Origin of the sequence: Dyella sp. C11, from assembly GCF_003121485.1 — a bacterium.
Lineage (GTDB): Bacteria > Pseudomonadota > Gammaproteobacteria > Xanthomonadales > Rhodanobacteraceae > Dyella.
Window position 1 is genome coordinate 37,031 of record NZ_QAVX01000024.1, and the last position, 16,988, is coordinate 54,018.

At 63.6% G+C, this 16,988-nt stretch carries 11 protein-coding genes; 1 reads left to right on the forward strand and 10 read right to left on the reverse strand.

Going from position 1 to position 16,988, the window contains the following annotated elements:
- Positions 1-34: 34 nt before the first annotated feature.
- Positions 35-295 carry a hypothetical protein gene (locus tag DK366_RS18505; protein WP_109127030.1) on the reverse strand — a complete coding sequence of 87 codons (261 nt, stop codon included), beginning with the start codon at positions 293-295 and terminating at the stop codon, positions 35-37.
- Between the two features lie 194 nt (positions 296-489).
- Between DK366_RS18505 and DK366_RS18510 the strand changes: the two genes are divergently transcribed.
- Positions 490-2,244, forward strand: coding sequence for a GGDEF domain-containing protein (locus DK366_RS18510; RefSeq protein WP_157956616.1), 1,755 nt, complete (start codon positions 490-492; stop codon positions 2,242-2,244).
- Between the two features lie 3 nt (positions 2,245-2,247).
- Here the strand turns inward: DK366_RS18510 and DK366_RS18515 are convergent, their stop codons facing one another.
- Genes DK366_RS18515 through bcsB form a run of 9 tightly spaced genes read right to left on the reverse strand, consistent with a single transcriptional unit; the run spans position 2,248 to position 16,609 of the window.
- Positions 2,248-2,445 (reverse strand): hypothetical protein, encoded by a 198-nt coding sequence (locus DK366_RS18515; protein ID WP_109127032.1) that lies wholly within the window; start codon positions 2,443-2,445, stop codon positions 2,248-2,250.
- On the reverse strand, positions 2,445-4,028 hold the full coding sequence (bcsG, locus tag DK366_RS18520; protein WP_109127033.1) for a cellulose biosynthesis protein BcsG: 1,584 nt from the start codon (positions 4,026-4,028) through the stop codon (positions 2,445-2,447). Before bcsG ends, DK366_RS18515 begins: the two co-directional genes overlap by 1 nt.
- Before the next feature lie 11 nt (positions 4,029-4,039).
- Positions 4,040-6,607, reverse strand: a complete 2,568-nt coding sequence (gene bcsA, locus DK366_RS18525) for a UDP-forming cellulose synthase catalytic subunit (protein ID WP_109127034.1) — start codon at positions 6,605-6,607, stop codon at positions 4,040-4,042.
- Positions 6,604-7,410 (reverse strand): cellulose biosynthesis protein BcsQ, encoded by an 807-nt coding sequence (gene bcsQ / locus DK366_RS18530; protein WP_109127035.1) that lies wholly within the window; start codon positions 7,408-7,410, stop codon positions 6,604-6,606. The genes bcsA and bcsQ overlap by 4 nt, the downstream gene beginning before the upstream one ends.
- A complete protein-coding gene (locus DK366_RS18535; RefSeq protein ID WP_109127036.1) occupies positions 7,407-7,607 on the reverse strand; it encodes a hypothetical protein in 201 nt (66 codons plus the stop codon). The genes bcsQ and DK366_RS18535 overlap by 4 nt, the downstream gene beginning before the upstream one ends.
- A gap of 7 nt (positions 7,608-7,614) precedes the next feature.
- Positions 7,615-9,375 (reverse strand): cellulose biosynthesis protein BcsE, encoded by a 1,761-nt coding sequence (gene bcsE / locus DK366_RS18540; protein WP_109127037.1) that lies wholly within the window; start codon positions 9,373-9,375, stop codon positions 7,615-7,617.
- Between the two features lie 32 nt (positions 9,376-9,407).
- Positions 9,408-13,217, reverse strand: a complete 3,810-nt coding sequence (locus DK366_RS18545; RefSeq protein WP_109127038.1) for a cellulose biosynthesis protein BcsC — start codon at positions 13,215-13,217, stop codon at positions 9,408-9,410.
- Complete coding sequence (gene bcsZ / locus DK366_RS18550) at positions 13,199-14,371, reverse strand: cellulose synthase complex periplasmic endoglucanase BcsZ (RefSeq protein WP_109127039.1); 1,173 nt, start codon at positions 14,369-14,371, stop codon at positions 13,199-13,201. The genes DK366_RS18545 and bcsZ overlap by 19 nt, the downstream gene beginning before the upstream one ends.
- 3 nt (positions 14,372-14,374) lie before the next feature.
- On the reverse strand, positions 14,375-16,609 hold the full coding sequence (gene bcsB / locus DK366_RS18555; protein ID WP_109127040.1) for a cellulose biosynthesis cyclic di-GMP-binding regulatory protein BcsB: 2,235 nt from the start codon (positions 16,607-16,609) through the stop codon (positions 14,375-14,377).
- Positions 16,610-16,988 lie beyond the last annotated feature (379 nt).

The window sequence follows — 16,988 nt, forward strand, 5'->3', positions numbered from 1 at the left end:
CGCCCATCCCATCGACGAAGAAGCCCGGAATCGCTCAGTCACCGCCGGAGCGGTCGGCCATGTTCTGCTTGTACGCGTTGGCACGCGTGAGTATCGCCAGCGTTTCGCGGAAAATGTCCTGCACGGGTGCCGGCAGGTTTTCCTGCTGGCGACAGGCCTCCCAGTCACCTTCCGCACCGGTGATCAGCTCTTCGATAAGGCCGGGCTCCTTCATGTCCATGCGTTGAAGCAGGCTGAGCAGAATGTAGGAACAGGCGTGAGCCTTGGCGTCGGCTCGCGTGAATTCATCGGCCATGGTGGCTACCCGGGTCGCGTGGACGGATTCGGCAAATGTACTGCCGTTCGGTTTCAACGCGGCCATTTTCCGTGCCGCAAGCTTTGGCGCCGCGGGAAAGGGATAAGCCATGCCGAGGCTGTCGTCGCCCACGCCGCCGTCACGGAGTGCCGCTGAGACTGTCGCCGGGGCGGACACCAGGACCACGTACACCTATGCCATCCACGCTACCTATGGGTGAGTCGATCAACCGTCGTTTTCGAATCATCGTCACCGTGCTGTACATGGTGGTGGTCGGGCTGCTGCTCTGGCTGTTTGCTACGCAATGGCGTGGTTACTGGGACGCTCAAGAGGCCCTGAAAGAATTCAACGTTGTAGAGGCCGCACTGCGGGCCATGGCGGACGTATCCAGCGAACGCCGTCCCACAGTTGCGGTTGTCATGCTGAAGGACGCGCCGCCACAGGTTTATCTCGCCGCCCAGCAGGCGGCCCGTCGACAAACCGATGCGCACATGAGCGATCTGGATGCCGCGCTGCGTGATCCCGACTGTCGCAACTGCGGGGCCATCCTGCCGCAATGGGAGGAAACGAGAACCCAGCTGGCACAGGCGCGACAAAACCTGGATGCCCTGGCGAACAACACCGGCACCACGGCCGAGATTGTCGACGGCTTCAAGCGCATGGTGGCCGTGATACCCATGCTGTCTTCCATCGCCCAGACCAGCTCGACGGGCGTCATACGCGAAAACGCGGACGTCCAGAGCTTTCTTCTCGTGGCGCGCCTGTCCGGCCTGTTGCGCGAGCAGGCCGGCATGATTGGGCAACAATTTGCCCCGGCGCTGGTGATGCACAGGCAGCTCACGGATGAGGAAGACGTTGCCATCATCGCCACCGTGGGCAAGATCGAACAATTGCAGCAACTTCTGCTACCGAGCATACGACTGCTTCCGCCCAGCCTTCAGGCTGACTACGCTGATATGGAACGACGCTATTTCGGCGAAGCCATCAGCCAGGTGCAAAAACTTCGCAGTGATGCATTGAGCGCAAACGGCTCGGACGAAACGCTCATGCAACTGGCTGATCGTTACGGCCCGCTGGTAGCACCGATCAACAAGTTCCGCGACGACTCACTTGCACTGGCCGGTCAGACCATTGATGAAAGCCTTCATTTGCACCTGATCTATTTGATCGCCAGTGGCGTCCTTGCGCTGGCGCTCACCGCGCTGTTGTTGCTGATGATCTGGCGCTTCCGCGAAAAAGTCATCCGCCCGTTCGCGGAAGCACGGCGATTCATCCTGGCCATCGCCGCGGGTGACCTGGCGGTGGCACTGCCGACCAAGCATTACGGCAGCGAAGTACGCGAACTGTTCAGCGCCTTGAAAGTGCTCAAGGAAAACGACGCCAAGCGCCAGCGCCTGGAACTTGAACGCAACCGCCTCATTGACGAACTTCGCATCCTTGCTGAAACCGATACGCTCACCGGCCTGCTCAATCGTCGCTCCTTTGAAAGCCGCGCAAAGATGCTTCTGTCGGACAAGCGCGGCGACGAGCAGGTCATTGCACTGATGATGCTGGACATCGACTTCTTCAAGCGCGGGAATGACACCTACGGCCACGAAAGTGGTGACAAGGCCCTGGTGATGCTTGCCACGCTCTGCAGGCAAACCGTGCGCACTGAAGATGTGGTGGCACGCTTCGGCGGCGAAGAGTTCGTGATACTGCTGCGCGTACGCGCCGCATCGCAAGCCCTGGCCATCGCGGAACACCTGCGGCAGCGGTTGCACGAGGAAACCGTAACCAGCACGGATGGCAGGGTTTTCAATGTCACCGTAAGCGTGGGCATTGCCTATGCGAAGCGCACCGGATCGGCCATTCTCGATACCGAGCAGCTTCTGCGCGAGGCGGACGCCCTGCTCTATCGCGCCAAGGAGAACGGCCGGGATCGCATCGAAACCGCTGCAGACCTCTGACGCTCAGCGATCCTTACCGCCAGTCTCTTCCGCGGGATACAGCACGTCGGCAAGCAGCGGCCAGCGTTTCCGGGCGGCGAGCCAGACTTCGCGCGCCTGGCTGTCGAAGTAGCGCGCCGGGTCAACGCCGTCGACATAACGTGCATACGTTTCGATATCGCTGGGCGACAGCTTGGCGTGGGGATCTTGCGGCGTAGCCATCACTTGCCCTCCATCCACACGCCATCGGGCGTGTGGATCACGTAACCATTGGCGGTCGTCAGGGTGATGGTGTTCTCGTTCTCGCCGACCATGCGCGTCTGCGGCAGGTCGTGCGCGTACTGATCGAGTGCCGGTGCGTCCGCCTTGAACGGGCTGTTGGCCACCAGGTTCGACATGAGCTGTGCCAGCGCAAGGTAGCTGGTAGGCGTATCGATGGAAATGGCCTTTCCTTGCGGTGCCTTGCCCGCCGGGAGACCCACCAGCTTTACACCCACGGGAATGTGCACGATGCGCGGCGTGGGAATTTCACGCAGGCCGGAAATCTGGCCCGCATCGCCGCGCAATGCCGCACCGTGTTCGGGCACGAAAATGATCACTGCTTTGCGGCCCGAATGGGCTACGACGTCGGTGAAGCGATCGATGTCACCCAACAGGCGCGTAAGGCGGATGGGATACGACTGCAGGCTGGTCAGATTGCTGTCCGGAAGACGATTGCCGTCGTGCATGGACACGGTGTTGTAGTAGAGCGCCACCGGGCCGCCGCCCTTCGCCGTGCGGTCCTGGTACCACTTGGCCAACGCGTCGTAATCGTCGACCAGCTGCGAGCCGTCGAATTCGCGCATGAACGGCGGCAACCCTTCCGTCGATTCCGGCTGGATGCCGGGCCGACCGATCTCGCGCTCCACGATGCCGCGGAAATCGTCGAAGCGGCCATTGTGGTTCATCATGAACTGCACGTCGTAGCCGGCCGCGGCCAGGTCGGCGAACACGTGACATTCCTGCGGATCGCTGCTGTACAACTCCTGGTGCGATTCCTGGCCGCACGACGCACGCAGCAGGCGAATGGCCGCAGGTCCGCTGTAGCTCGCCGCGCTGCTGAAATTCTTGAAGACGTAGTCGAATTTGCCGAACAGCGGGTTGTCCCGCATGTTGGCCACGTCCAGGTCATCCCACGACAGCGAACAGATGTGGATGACGATGATGTCGAACTGCGCGGCAGCATCGGTACTCATCGGGAAGAACGACACGCGCCGGCTCTTCTCCGCGTGATGAAACGCAGCCAGTTGTTCGTCGTAGCTTCCCGTCGAACCATCCGCTCCGGCATTCGCCGCATTGGCATCCGCACGCGGATTGGCGGCCACGCTGCCCGCGGTGTTCGACTTGGCGATCAACGTGCCCATGCCTTGCCAGAGTGGAAAGATCACCAGTGCCAGCAGCACGAAGGTGGTCACGCGCACCCAACGATTGATGATGGCGTACACCACGATGACGATCAGCGGGATGTAGACCATGGCCGGATGGAAGATGCGGCGCGCCAATTCCATCATGTAGCCCGGTGAAAAACCGGCCAACGCGGGAATCTGCTTCAGCACATAGCCAAACGGCGGCAGGCTGGACTCGTGGTACAGCAATGCCGCGCCCACCACGATGGCCACGATCTGTCGTGTCACCCGCTGCCAGCGCCGGTGGAACGGCACCAGCAGCGCCAGCGCGAACAGAAGATTGAGCCACCACATCGGCTCGATCGTGCCCACGGAGGCCAGGTAAAGCTTGGCGATGAAGTAGAGATTCCAGAAGCCCATGCGTTTCCCCGTTAACCCGACTGACGCGGCCGACGCATCACCACGGCCTCGGTGGCATCCAGGCAGGCATCGAACAAGCGAAGCACGCCCTGGTAGCCCATCTCGATCACTTCAACAAAACTGTGCAGTGGCGCGTCGGGCACCAGCTCCTCTTCCCAGCGCACCCACGCATCCGCTCGACCGAAAGTGCACTGGATCAGCTGCGTCTCTTTCTCGTGCGACCATTCTTCGAACTTCAAGCCCAAGTGGATGCCACTGTTGCGCGCCACCACGGCCGGAAAGTAGTAGTCGATGTCGCCACGGGAAAGCGCCACGCCCAGCGGGTCGCCGCGCTCAAGCTTCAATGCTTCGGGAAGCACGATACCGATGCCGCCTGTGGAATAGTTCTCGGTGTTGCACGCGATGGTCTTGCCATTCGTCAGCACCAGCGTTGCCGGCACACGCAGCGGTACATGGTGCGATACACGCACCTGCCTTGCTTCCTTGGCCACGCCCACCGCGGCGCCAAGCATGGCCACGTTGAACAGCGACCACACCATGTTCATCAGCACCGTGGCCGGCTCGTCGCGCTGCGTGGTGAACATGCGGATGACGCCGGCAAGCAGGCCTGCAAGGTTAAGCGCCAGCAACCACACATAGGGCTTGGATGTGGCCCAGTCGAGATATTCCTGCTCGATCAGGCCGCCTTTCGCCGTGACGTTGAACTTGCCCTTCTTGGGATTGATGAACGCGATGGTGGTAGGCAACACCGTGTACCACGCCAGCACCGACTCGTAGACCTCCGCCCAGAACGAATGGCGGTACTGGCCCTGGATGCGTGAATTGGCCAGGCCGGACACGAACAGGTACGGGAACACGTAAGCCATGACCGAGATGGCGTCCGCGCCGAACACGTGCAAACCGAAGAACAGATAAGCGCCCGGCATGCACAGGAAGATCAGTCGCGGAATACCGTAGAAGAAGTGCAGCATCGCATTGCTGTAGCAGATGCGCTGGAAAAAGGTCAGGCCCTTTTTCAACCAGGGGTTGTCGATGCGGAAAATCTGCGCCATGCCACGTGCCCAGCGAATGCGCTGGCCAATGTGTCCCGAAAGGCTTTCCGTGGCCAGGCCTGCCGCCTGCACGATGCGCAGATACGCCGTCCGATAACCCTTGCGGTGCATCTTCAGCGAGGTATGCGCGTCTTCGGTCACGGTTTCCACCGCAATGCCACCCACCTCCATCAGCGGCGCGCGGCGTATGACGGCACAGGATCCGCAGAAGAACGTGGCATTCCAGAAATCGTTGCCATCCTGGATCAGGCCGTAGAACAGGCTGCCCTCGTTGGGAATGCGCAGGAACGTGTCGTAGTTGCGCTCGAACGGGTCGGGCGAGAAGAAGTGATGCGGCGTCTGAACCATCGCGCACTGCGGATCGGCGAGGAACTCGCCCATCGTGGTCTGCAGGAAGGCGCGCGTAGGAATGTGGTCGCAATCGAAAATGGCAATGAATTCGCCGCTGGTCAACGACAAGGCGTGGTTGATGTTGCCAGCCTTGGCGAAGCGATGCTCTTCGCGCGTGAGGTAACCCACGCCCACCTCGTTGGCGAAGCGGTGAAACTCTTCGCGGCTGCCATCGTCCAGCAGGAAAACACGCAGCTTCTCCGCCGGCCAGTCCATGCGCTTGGCCGCGAGCACGGCGGGGCTCACCACCGACAGGGGCTCGTTGTACGTCGGAATATAGACATCCACCGTCGGCCAACTCTCGATGGCGTCCGGCAGCGGCTTGGGCTGCCGGTTCAAGGGCCATGCGGTCTGGATGTAGCCAAAGAACAGCACGATCCACGTGTTGATTTCGGCAGCGAAAAGCAGATAGCCGAAGAACGCCTCGACCGGCGTCGCGAAATTGAGTGTCTGGGTGATGCGCCACCACATGTAGCGCCCTGTCATCAGGATCGACAACGACACCAGCAGCATGGTTGGCCAGCGCCCGGGAATGCGCCGGGCAAGAATCATCACCACGCAGACGAGAATGAACAGGCGGAATTGATCGGCAATGGCCAGCGGTGTGGTCCAGAACGCCACCGCCACCATGAAGGCGAGCAGCAAAATCACCTGCTTCAGATAAGGCACGCGATCGAGCCAGGACGACCAGTGGTTCACGCGATCGCCGATGCCCGCCCATGGCACCGTAGGCAAACGCGACGTCACGGCCTGCCCTGCGCGCCCCACCGCACCGGTCACCGGCGCAAACCAGTGACCTATGCGGCCCAGCAGCATGGAACGACGACGCGCGCCGCGATGGTGTCGCGAACTGCGCAAATTGGCAGCGAGTCGCACACGACGACGGCGCGGCCGGAAGAACAGGCGCTTGAACCACGTGCCGGTGCTTTCGTCGTCACGCAGCGCCAACTCGAACTGGAGGTGCCGGCCCAGGCGATGCGCCCACAACGCAGGCCAGTCCCGCTGGCCCGGCCGTGGCGCGCGAAACACCAGCCGTAGCAGCCAGGCACCGCGATCCGCATCAGCATCCACGCCCAGCTGCTGCGCCACGGTATGGCGCAGGCGCGCGAACATCGACACGGAGCCTGGCGACTTCATGCGCTGCCTCCCGAGACGGGCGCCGCGGTCTGATAAGCGCTTCGAATCCAGCTCGACAGCCACGACGCCAGGCCCTGCATGTCATGCGCCGCCTGCGAATGTGGCGCGGCGTGCACGAAACTCTCGTTGCGCGCCAACGCTTCGGGGATGCCGCTGTCGGCATGCACGCGATACGTGGAAAGCGCGGTGCCCAGGGTGTCGCGTAACAGGGCGACGATATCCGTATGCAACTGCGAAGCCGGAGACACCGCATTGGCGACGTACACCGCCTGTTTGCCCAGCGCGTTCAGCTCGCTCTTCAGGCGCGGCAGCGTGGCACAGGCGAGCGGCTCGGGAGGCACGACCACCATCACCAAGTCGGCTGCTGCAATGGCTTGTGATGCATGCACGGAAGGCCATGCCGCCGTATCGACCAGCGCCACCGCGTGGCCCGGCAGATCCACGCGGGCAATCAGGTCGCGCAGCCACATCGGTTCCTTGTGCAAGGAAGCAGCAATGCTGGCGCTGGCTTCTGCATCCGGCCCACGACCCTCGCCACGTGCACCGCCCCATGGCAGCCATAGCGCGCCATCATCCGTTTGCAGCGCGGCGTCGCTCCAGTCGTCCGTGGGCGCCAGCACGTGCGATACCAGGCCTTGTCGCGCTGGCGTGCGCAATCCGCAGTAAAGCGTCAACACGTTGCGGGGATCGCACTCAACGGCCAGCACGGCGTGACGGCGCGCCATCAACAGGCCGGCCAGGGCAGCGGTGAGCATGGTGCGACCCGCACCCCCCACGGAGGAAACAATGGCGATCGTCTTCATGCCTTTTTCCCGGTGCCTCCCTGTCGCTTGCCAAGAATCACCAGGCCTTCCAGCTGCGCCGGCAACTGGATGGAGCGCCGCCGGAACAGCGTGCGTGACTGTGACAGCCAGTAACCCAGCCGAAACCGCCAGCTAAGCCACCATAACGGCGCGGCGAGTATCAGGCCCCAGACAAACCAGCCGAGGAAGGTGCTCATGGCGCCATTACCTCCGCGCCTTCAGCGGCAGCGATGCCGTGCGTGGTGCACGGCGAGTGGTGACGGCCGCGTCTGTCGTAGCGGCATCGGATGCTCCCCAGATGGGCAGGTTGGCAGGAGTCACCGCGGCAGACGCCCGGTTTTCGTCTTCGGCCGGTGGCGTCACATCGTGTGACACCACCGGTATGGCGGGCTCGACCAGCCCGGTGTAATCGGGTGGCGGCAACTCCGCGATCTGGTCCGACAGTTCGTTGAGCGCGCCATTGATGGTCTCGCGATCACCGCAACGCAGTTCGCCCTGGAAAAAATCCTGCAGCGGGACATCGAACACCTTCTCCATGGCCTTGCTGGCGTTTTCCACGTGGCAGGCGAAAAAGAAGATGTACAGGCTGTCGCCAGTGGCCGTGCACAGGTCACCCGTGCGGCGAATGTGACATGCCCTGAGTGCGTCGATGCCGGCAACATCGTGTTCCAGCGGCAGCTTCAGCAGCACGTTCGGCAAACGGATCGGACGGCTGCGTTCCACCGCCTGGCGGACGAGTTCAATGAAGCGATGCGCCGGCAGGTAGCCTGTGGTGGAGTCGCGCATCGCCGCGGAGAGCGCGCTGCGATAGTCGTCTGGCACGGGGCGGGAGAACAGCTGCCCCTGCACGCCATCCACGGTAATTTCCACCTGCGCCAACGGCATGCTGCGCGGAATGATGGCGTTGGCGCCCAGCGTGAGCATCAGCAGTTCATAGCGGATGCTGACGTTGTCCTCGCGGATAAGGATCTTCAGCGCCTTGCCGCATTGCCGACGCAGGAAGTTCACCTGCTTGGCCAGCGTCGCCAGGCTCACGTCGATGCCGTAATGCAGGATCACCGTGGCGGCCACGGCGCGGCTTGCCGCAGACACCAGCGCATCGTTGTCCGGCAATACCTGCCAGCCTTTGGGGATGACGCGTTCGCGCGCCACGGCTTCGTGCGACACCATCACCACCGATTCGTCCGGTGCCAGCATGCCGACGCCGGTTGCGCTTTCGCTATCGGTGTCCACCACAGCGACCAATCGGTGATCGTTGGCGGAGAAGCGCAGGGGAATGGATTCGTTCGCCGACAGCGCGCCGCGATTGTCACGCCAGAACGCCACTTCCCAGCGAAACTCGCCCTGCACGTGTACCAGCTGTGCCGCACCGGCAAACTGGATCTGGAAATCGGTGAGCGGACGAAAATCGCCACTCTGTTCAACCAGGGGCGGCAGCATCACCAGCAACACCGAATGGCGAGTCTGTGCGCACCAGCCGGCGAGCGCGGCGCCCTGGCGGATCAACGCAGCGCGGTCATGCCAGGCAAAGCATGTCGCCACGCCTTCCACCAGGAACTGGCTGGCAGGCGTCGCCACCTGCTCGGACAACGCCTGCAACGACTCCATCAGCACGTCGCAGCCGTCGCGGTTTTGTGGGAGATGCAACGAACACACGTTGGATCTCGGATGCACCGCACCCGGCTGGTCGATATCCATGCCGTGCTGGCGCAGCGCTTGCGCCACGTCGGCAGCGGGCCGCGTGGAGAGGACGGTCACCGGCGTCAGCAACGCGTTGGCCGCGGTTTTCCAGAACAGTGCATCGCGCGCGGGCGAGCGGCTCGCGTACACCGCATACACATGCCCGGTCGCCAGCGCCGAAAGCGATGGCGGCAATCCTTCGATCGCCAGCGATTGGTTCAATCGCAGGCGCGCTCGCGACAAGGCGCGTTCGTTGGATTCGGCAGATGGCGGAAGTGGCGTCACGGCATGCGTCCCAGGAGTCGAATGTCACCGGTTCAATACGAGGAATACGGTTTGACCGGATCAGGCGGATACGGCACCGGCATCCGCTGTTGATCGAAGAAATAGCGCAGATAGATCGTGCCAAGGTTCGGAGCGTAGTCACGTGAACGATCGAGCTTGAAGCGCGTACCGATGACCCAGTGTGGCGTGAGGCGATATTCCAGCGCACCGGCCACCGTGTAACTGAAACCGCCACCGGAACCGGTGCCGAAGTACGGCGAGCCCAGGTCGGCTGCCGCCATGCGCGCGATGGCCTGCTGTTGAAGATCGGGACGCGTCGGGAAATACGGCGCCTCGTCTTCGCGCGTGGACGAGGTACCCACCGATGCCTCCAGCTCCCACGCCCAGCGCTTGTAGCGGCCGGTCCAATCCAGCGGGATGGAAATGGATGCGTACTTGCCCGGGCTGTAGTAGCCGCCGTTGCCGAACGTGTAGAAGTGCTGGTTGTTCGCGTAATGCCAGTAATTCAGTACCAACCCGCTGCTGAAGCGCTGGTCGGTGCTGACGTACACCGGCCAGTCGACGCCGGTGCGCACCTTGAATTCGTGATTGGTCTCGGTGTTTTCGCCGGTGAGCACACCAAAGCCCACCGAAGCGAACAACGTGGTGATGCCCACATCCTGTGCGCCGCGCACGGTGACACCGCTGCGCACCACACCACCCCATGCCTCGCCCGTCACCGGATCGCGCGCACCGGCGTACGACACCAGGCTGCTTGTCACAGGGCGTCGCGATACATCCACCGTCAACGACGAACTGTAGAAGTCGTGCCGGTAAAGGAAGCCACCCAGGATGTTGTTGACGGTGAAGCCAATCGGCGTGGTGCCAATGTCCGCCCGCCAGCTGTTGCTTGCACCACTGAAGTCGTAGCCCGCCGCCAGCGCCACGCCCTTGTCGGTCTGGTTGATCGGTCGCAGGCCGTCGTTGCCGAGTGCGGCGATCTTGCCGTACTCGTAGGCGGGGTCCAGCCGATCTGCGGGCAAGGTGCCGGCGTTGAGCAGCACGGTATCCGCATGGAAAAAGTAGTGACCGGTGTAGCCATCGGGAATACGCAGGTACAGCGGAATTTCCGTGGCATCCAGTCGCGACATGCCGCTGCTGCCCGACTCGTTCGACTGGATGACGCCCGTGGCCACCTGCCCCTGCCGACGATCATCCAGACCCTGCAAGGCACGTTGCGCGGAAGTCAGGCCGTCTACCGGACTCGGCGTTTCGCCTTCACCCTGTTCTTGCGTTTGCGCCGTGCGATACAGCTGCGCGGCGTCGTCATAGCGACCCTGCGCCTGCGCGTTGCGTCCCGATTGCATGGTGACGTCCGAACGATCCGGATACTGCGCACGCAGCGGATCGACGATGGCCGAGGCCTGCTCGTTGCGTCCGATGGCCGTGTAGCGACGTGCGATGGCCAGGCGCGTATCGACATCGTCCGGCGGCGTATCTGCCAAGACCTCGTCCACCATGGCCTGGGCGGTCTTGCGGTGGCCCATGCGTTCTTCCATGCGCGCAATGGTGAGCCGCGCGTCGACGTCGCCGGGGTGATCGACCAGCACCGCGCGTGCGGATGCCTCGGCGCCGCGATAGTCGCGATGCGCTTCACGCAGGTCGGCCTGGGCAAGCAGCCAGCGCTTGTCCTTCTTGCTGGCCTCCGGCACCTCATTGAGCGTCGCGGCAGCACCGGCGAGATCGCCGGCATCGATCTGCCTTCCGGCCTTGCGCAGGGTCAGACGCAGCAACTGATCATCGAACTGCGTCTGCTGCTCCGGTGTCACGCCCGGGCGCCGGCGTGAGTCGGCAATCCAGGCGCGCCATTCGTCGTCGCGGTTGGCTGCGCCCAGCAATTCGCCGTACCGCAGACGCACGCCAATGGCGGGATCATCCGGATGCGCATCGAGCCAGTCGCTCACCAGCTTCAGGCCCTTGTCGGGTTCACCGAGCGCGATCCACTCGCGTCCCACGCTGGCCAGCATTTGCGGATCGTCACGCACGTCGACGGCAATGCGGTCGAGCAGGGCGCGCGCTTCGGCTTGCTTGCCCTGCGCTTCGAGCTGCCTAACTTCGCGCAAATCGCCTTGCGCCTTGAGGTTGGCCGCCAGCTCGCGCATACCTTCGCTGCGCTGGCTTTCAGGCACCTGCGCCAGCACGCGGCTCGCCGTGTCGATGTCATCCAGTGAATTGAGGTACAGCGCCGTGGCGTAACGCATGTCGGGCGTGGGGGCGTCGCGCAGCCCATCTTCCATCACCGAACGCCCGAGTGCGGGGAGTCCCATGTCGCGGTACTGGCGCGCCAGCGTGTAGCGCAGCCATGCATCCTGTGGCGTCAGGGTCACGGCGTCTTCCAGCCGCAATACGGCCGCACCGCTCTTGCCTTCGGCGATCAGCTGATCGGCCTCGATGGACAGCAGCTGTGCGCGCAGCTTGATCATGGCCTCGCTGGAGCCCTTGGTGCGCTGCTCCGCCTGGGCGATGAGCGGCGTGAGATCGTCGGTGCGATGCGTGGCGATCAGGCATTTGGCGAGCAATTCCAACGCGTCGACATCGGGCTCTTTCGCTTCCACCATCGGACGCAGGATGGCCTCGGCCTGCGGCCATTTTTTCTGCGCCACCAGCGATGTCGCCAGCACCTTCTGCGCATCGGCCTGCCCGGGTTGTTGCTTCAGGGCATCGCGCGCCAATACCTCGCCCTGCTCCGGATGCCCTTGGTCATTGGCGGCGCGCGCCTTGGACAACGTGCCCCAGAACGTGGCCGTCGCCATGAGGCTGCGCCACTTCCCGGCGTTGTCCGGATCGAGCTTCATCGCCTGCGCGAACAACACACGTGCTTCGTCGTGCTTGCCCTCGCGAAGCTTTGCCAGTCCCTGTTCGCCCAGCGCCTCGCCGCGCCGCGAGGACGCCGATGACACAGACGATGATGGTGCGCGCGACGCTGGCGCGCTTTCCGAAGGCGCCGTCCCCTTGGGCGGGGGCACGTAGTTGGCACCGCCCTTCTTCGCCAGCGCAGCCAAGGCTTCCTTGGCGCTGTCGTCGTCGGGCACTTCCTTGAGGTAGCGCTGGTACCACACGTAGTACGCCGGATCGTCACTGCCCGCGCTGTTGAGCGCTCGGCGCCAGAGCTCAAGCGCCTGCTGGCGGTTGGCATCCTGCCGCTGGTAGACGCGGTAGATGATGTCCAGGCCTTCCAGTCGCGACGACGCACGATCGGTCAGCAAGTCCGCCAGCGTCAGCGCGAGGCCCAGATCATCGGGATTCTGGCGCACGCGATCGCGCAATTCACTCAAGGCGCGATCGCGTTGACCTGCCGCCGACATCGCGCGGTAGTAGTCACCCGCCATGGGACCGTTGGGTGCACCGCGTGGAAACAGCGCCTGCATTTTCTGCCACGCCTCGTCGGGCTTGCCGGCGCGTGAGGCAAGGCGCGCTTCGGCCAGCGCCGTCTTGTCGGTGGTGGCAAGGCGATAGGCATCGGCAAGCTGCAGCGTGGCCGGATGCGTGGGATAAAGCTTCTGCATCTGCGCGAGCACTTTCCCCGCTTCGGCCGGTCGATTGGAGCTGAGTTCGACCTGGCCCATCACGCCCAGCGCGTCCGGCTGCGTGGGATCGATAAGCAACGCCTTTTCCACGATGCCGCGCGCCATGTCGGGCCGGTTCTTGGACAGCCACACGCGCGCCGAATCCAGCAACTGTTTCATCTGCGGGCTGGGTGCCTGCGCATCAGCCTGTGCGAGCGCAAGCGACGGCATCGCGCTGCCGGCCACCAGCAGCACGATGGCGGGTGCGAACAAGTCGTTCAGTGCGCCGCGGGACATGTGGACATCCATGCGGGAACAAGCGCGCCATCACCATCGAACCGGTACAGGCCGTCGAGAAAGCCGAGCCCGAACAGCGACAGCACCTGACTGTAATAACCCGGTGGCGATTGGGTAGCGAGCGAGCGGGAGCGCTGTACTTGCGCCTGTGCGAGATCGTTGCGGCCCAGCGCGGCGAGATAAGGCGCAACGGCGGCGGAGAAGCCGCTGTTGCCATCGTTGGCGCCCGGCGTGCCGCTCTGCGTGTCGACCCGTTCGGGCGGCGCACCGTGCGCGGCAACGTAGTCCGCCAGCGGACGAAACGCGTCGAGCACGCTGGAACGCCCGGCGGCATCCGGTGCCAGCATGCCGGCCCACAGATAGACGCGAATGGCGTTGTACGCGCTCTCGGCCTTGGTCTGCTCGTCAGGCGCGAAGCCCTTGCCACTCTGATAGAGCACCCAGTCCGGCGAATAACCATGCGGTGCCGTGGCAGTCACCAGCGTCGCAGAACTCGCCTGCATGGCTTTCCATTCCACCTGCTGCGGCAACGCAGTGGCCAGGTGCCGCATCACTTGTAACGGCACGTAGCTGGGATTGAGTCGCCACACGTCGTCCTTCGGATGAAAACCGGCGGGCCCCGGCAGCACGGTGCGTCCCAGACCGGGTATCACGGCGGTTTCCTGCGCCACGATGGCGCGCGCCATGGTGGTGCCCAGTGCGGTGTAGCTGCGTTCGTGCCACAGGCGTCCTGCTTCGAGCAGGGTGTAGGCGATCCAGATGTCCGCGTCGGAGGCGGGATTGCTGTCCAGCACGCCCCAGGCCGGCGCACTCTTGTCGCCATCCTTCGCCTCGTGGCGACCCCACTGCCATGCCGGCAAGTGTTTGGTGAGATCGCCTTGCGCCAGGTTGTTCTGCGTCCAATTGAGCACGCGGTCGAACATGGCGCGGTCATTGGCTACCAACGCGAAGAACAGCGCATAGGCCTGGCCTTCGGACACGGTGACCTGCTCGGGTGTGCTGGCATCGATGACGCGACCATCGGCACTCACCATGCCCTGCTTGAAGTGGTCCCAGTCCGGCCACGTGCACGACACAGCTGCCGCGCTACCGGATGCAAGCATCACGGCAGCGGACAACAGCACGCGCAGCAGCGGGGTCATGGCGCGTCGCATGGCTCACCTTTCAAGGCGATGTGCGGCGAGTCGACCCAGCGCCCAGAACACCGTCAGCGCCACGAACAAGCCCGCAAGGATGCCGGCCAGCGCCATCAGCGCGGGGTACTTGGAAATATGCACCCACAACCAGGCGTACCACGGCAGGTGTCCCACGTAATATGTGTCGCCGACGGTAAGGCTGGCCACGATCTTCTGCCGCACGACAGTCAAATCGCCACGCACCTCGCCGACCTTGGCGTCATCGCCCAGCACATCGAGCAGATCGCCAAGGCGGTCGGACGAGTTGGCTGCCAGCGCCACCACGCTCCTGCCCTTGGTGTACGGCGACTGGAACGCCACGAAAGCTGCTGTCGGTCCATTCACGCTCATCGCTGCGCGACCGAGTGGACCATTGGGTTTGGGTCGATCCGTGGCTTCGCGCAGCGCGAGATCGTTCTCGCTGCGTTCGATCAGCATGGGCAGGCCTTTGCCCCACTTCGCCATCAGCTCGCCGGCGCTGCCGGTGGCGATGACCAGAAGATCGCGATCGCGCACGGATTCCACCGCACTGGCCGGCACCAGCGACACGCGCAATGCGGGCAAACCGCTCCAGCGCCCCATCTGGCCCAGCATGGTGAGCATGGCTTCGATGTCGTGTGCGTCCGGCGTATCGGACATCACCACCGCGGTGTCGGCCATGTCGGCCATGCGGGTGAACGGAAAACCGCTGGTCGCAAAGAACGCCAGGTTCGGCATGGCCGTGTAATGCACGAACTGGCTGAAGTCGATGGTGGAGTCGGGATCGACCGCCGCCCGTGCGCTATCCGTGGCGGCAGAGACACACAGCCCGGTCTTCTGCGAATCCATGTGGAACTGGAACTGGAACTGGTTGGTGCTGCCGATGCGCAACGCCGGCACGCGCAGCTCTTCCGCGCCACGCGCCTCCGAACCGGACAACAGCGGCACGTTGAACTGGCGTTCGACACCCGAGGGATCGGCGGGACGCAACCGCACCGAACGCAGCAGCTGATCGTTCACGCCGATGTTGAGCACGGAGTCGTTGTAGCTGGACGGCGCCGTGTAGCGGTAATGGACATTAAGCGGCACGCTGTGGCGCGCCCACGCGAACAGATCAGGTGGCAGGCGCATGTCCACGCGAATGGCCGGCGGATTGAAGCCCGCGGCTTCGAGCTGCGAGGGATCGGTCACCAGTTCCTTGAAGGTCACCGGGCGATCCACCGGCGACCAGTTCGGTGCATCGTAAGGACGACGGTCAGGACCGAGGTCCACCGATTTCACGATGGCCTGGTCACCCGACATGCCAACCTGGCCCAACACCAGCGCGTTGGCTGCCTCCTGCAATTCCTTCGTGTCGCGACCGGCAATCACCAGCAGCTTGCGGCCCGATTCCGGAGGGCTCGCCGGGTTGGGCATCACGATGACGGTGGGGCCCTTGATCTCGCCGAGCTTCAATCCATCCGGCATCGCGTTGGGCAACGCGAAAGCAATGGCATGCGCGTCGGCAGGCGGCGCCTGCACCACGGGGAAACGTGCACCGCGCCAACCGGCCAGCGCACCGAACCACGACGACACCACGCCCGCCGCGCGCAAGGTCTGCGGGTCGGCATGCGCAGGCAGCACGAACGGAACGAGCAGCGCACGGTTGTCGCGACGGTCGAAGAACGGTGCCGGCAACAATGCAAGGCTGTTGGGCAACGCAATGCTCGATGTCGTCAGCGTAAGCGTCGTGTCCGGGCTGATATCCGTCCACAACGACGTGTGATACGGGTCTTCGCAGTGATCCAGCGTGTAGTGCGCGATCATCTGCACGCCGATGCGATTGAAGTCGGTGAACAGGCGCGGGTCCAGGTCCACGTCCTTGGTCACCGTCTGCCCGGCCAGGTCCTTGTCCATGGGCAGCGTGGCGATGACTTCACCATTGAGGAATATCTTCAGGTGCGACAGCGAATAGATGAGCGACGGCGAGTAGGTGTAGACCAGCCGCAGCCTGGCGCCTGTCACCACCTCGTCGTTGCGCACGGCAACGTTCAATGTGCCGTTGGGGTCTTGTCCACGCAGCTTGATGGGACCAAACACGCCCATCTGCTTGAGCGTGAGTTCGCGTGCGACACCGGCAGGTGCCGAAGGCGCTGCAGGAACCTCGGCACCGGGTGGCGTTGTTGCGGAGGTAGCAGGAGCCGGTGGCGTCGCAGGGCGAGCCACCTCGGCAGGCAGCGCGTGGGCTCCCTGTGCCATCCAACAGCCGACCAGCAGTAAAGACCACCAAACACGACGAATTGGCTGCATGGAATGTTGCCTTGGGTCAGTGGCGGAATGTCGGGAACGGATCGGCCCGCATGGCAGATCCAGCGTCCTGCAGTCCTGCCTTTACCAACGAACCCACACGAACCGCGGAACCCCGGCTGCAACGCTATGGCGTGCAGCGATGGGGCGCATCCACGTTCATGCCCCTGCTGACGATGACCTTTGCGCACCACCCTCCGGTGAAGCGTGCACCGCACGTGTGAGCTGGCCAATCATGCGCCTCGCGTGCGAGCCATCGAACATCGTCACTTCAAAGAAACGATTAAAGAAACAAGCATAAAAGGAACGTGAAATGTGCAGCCCAACTGTA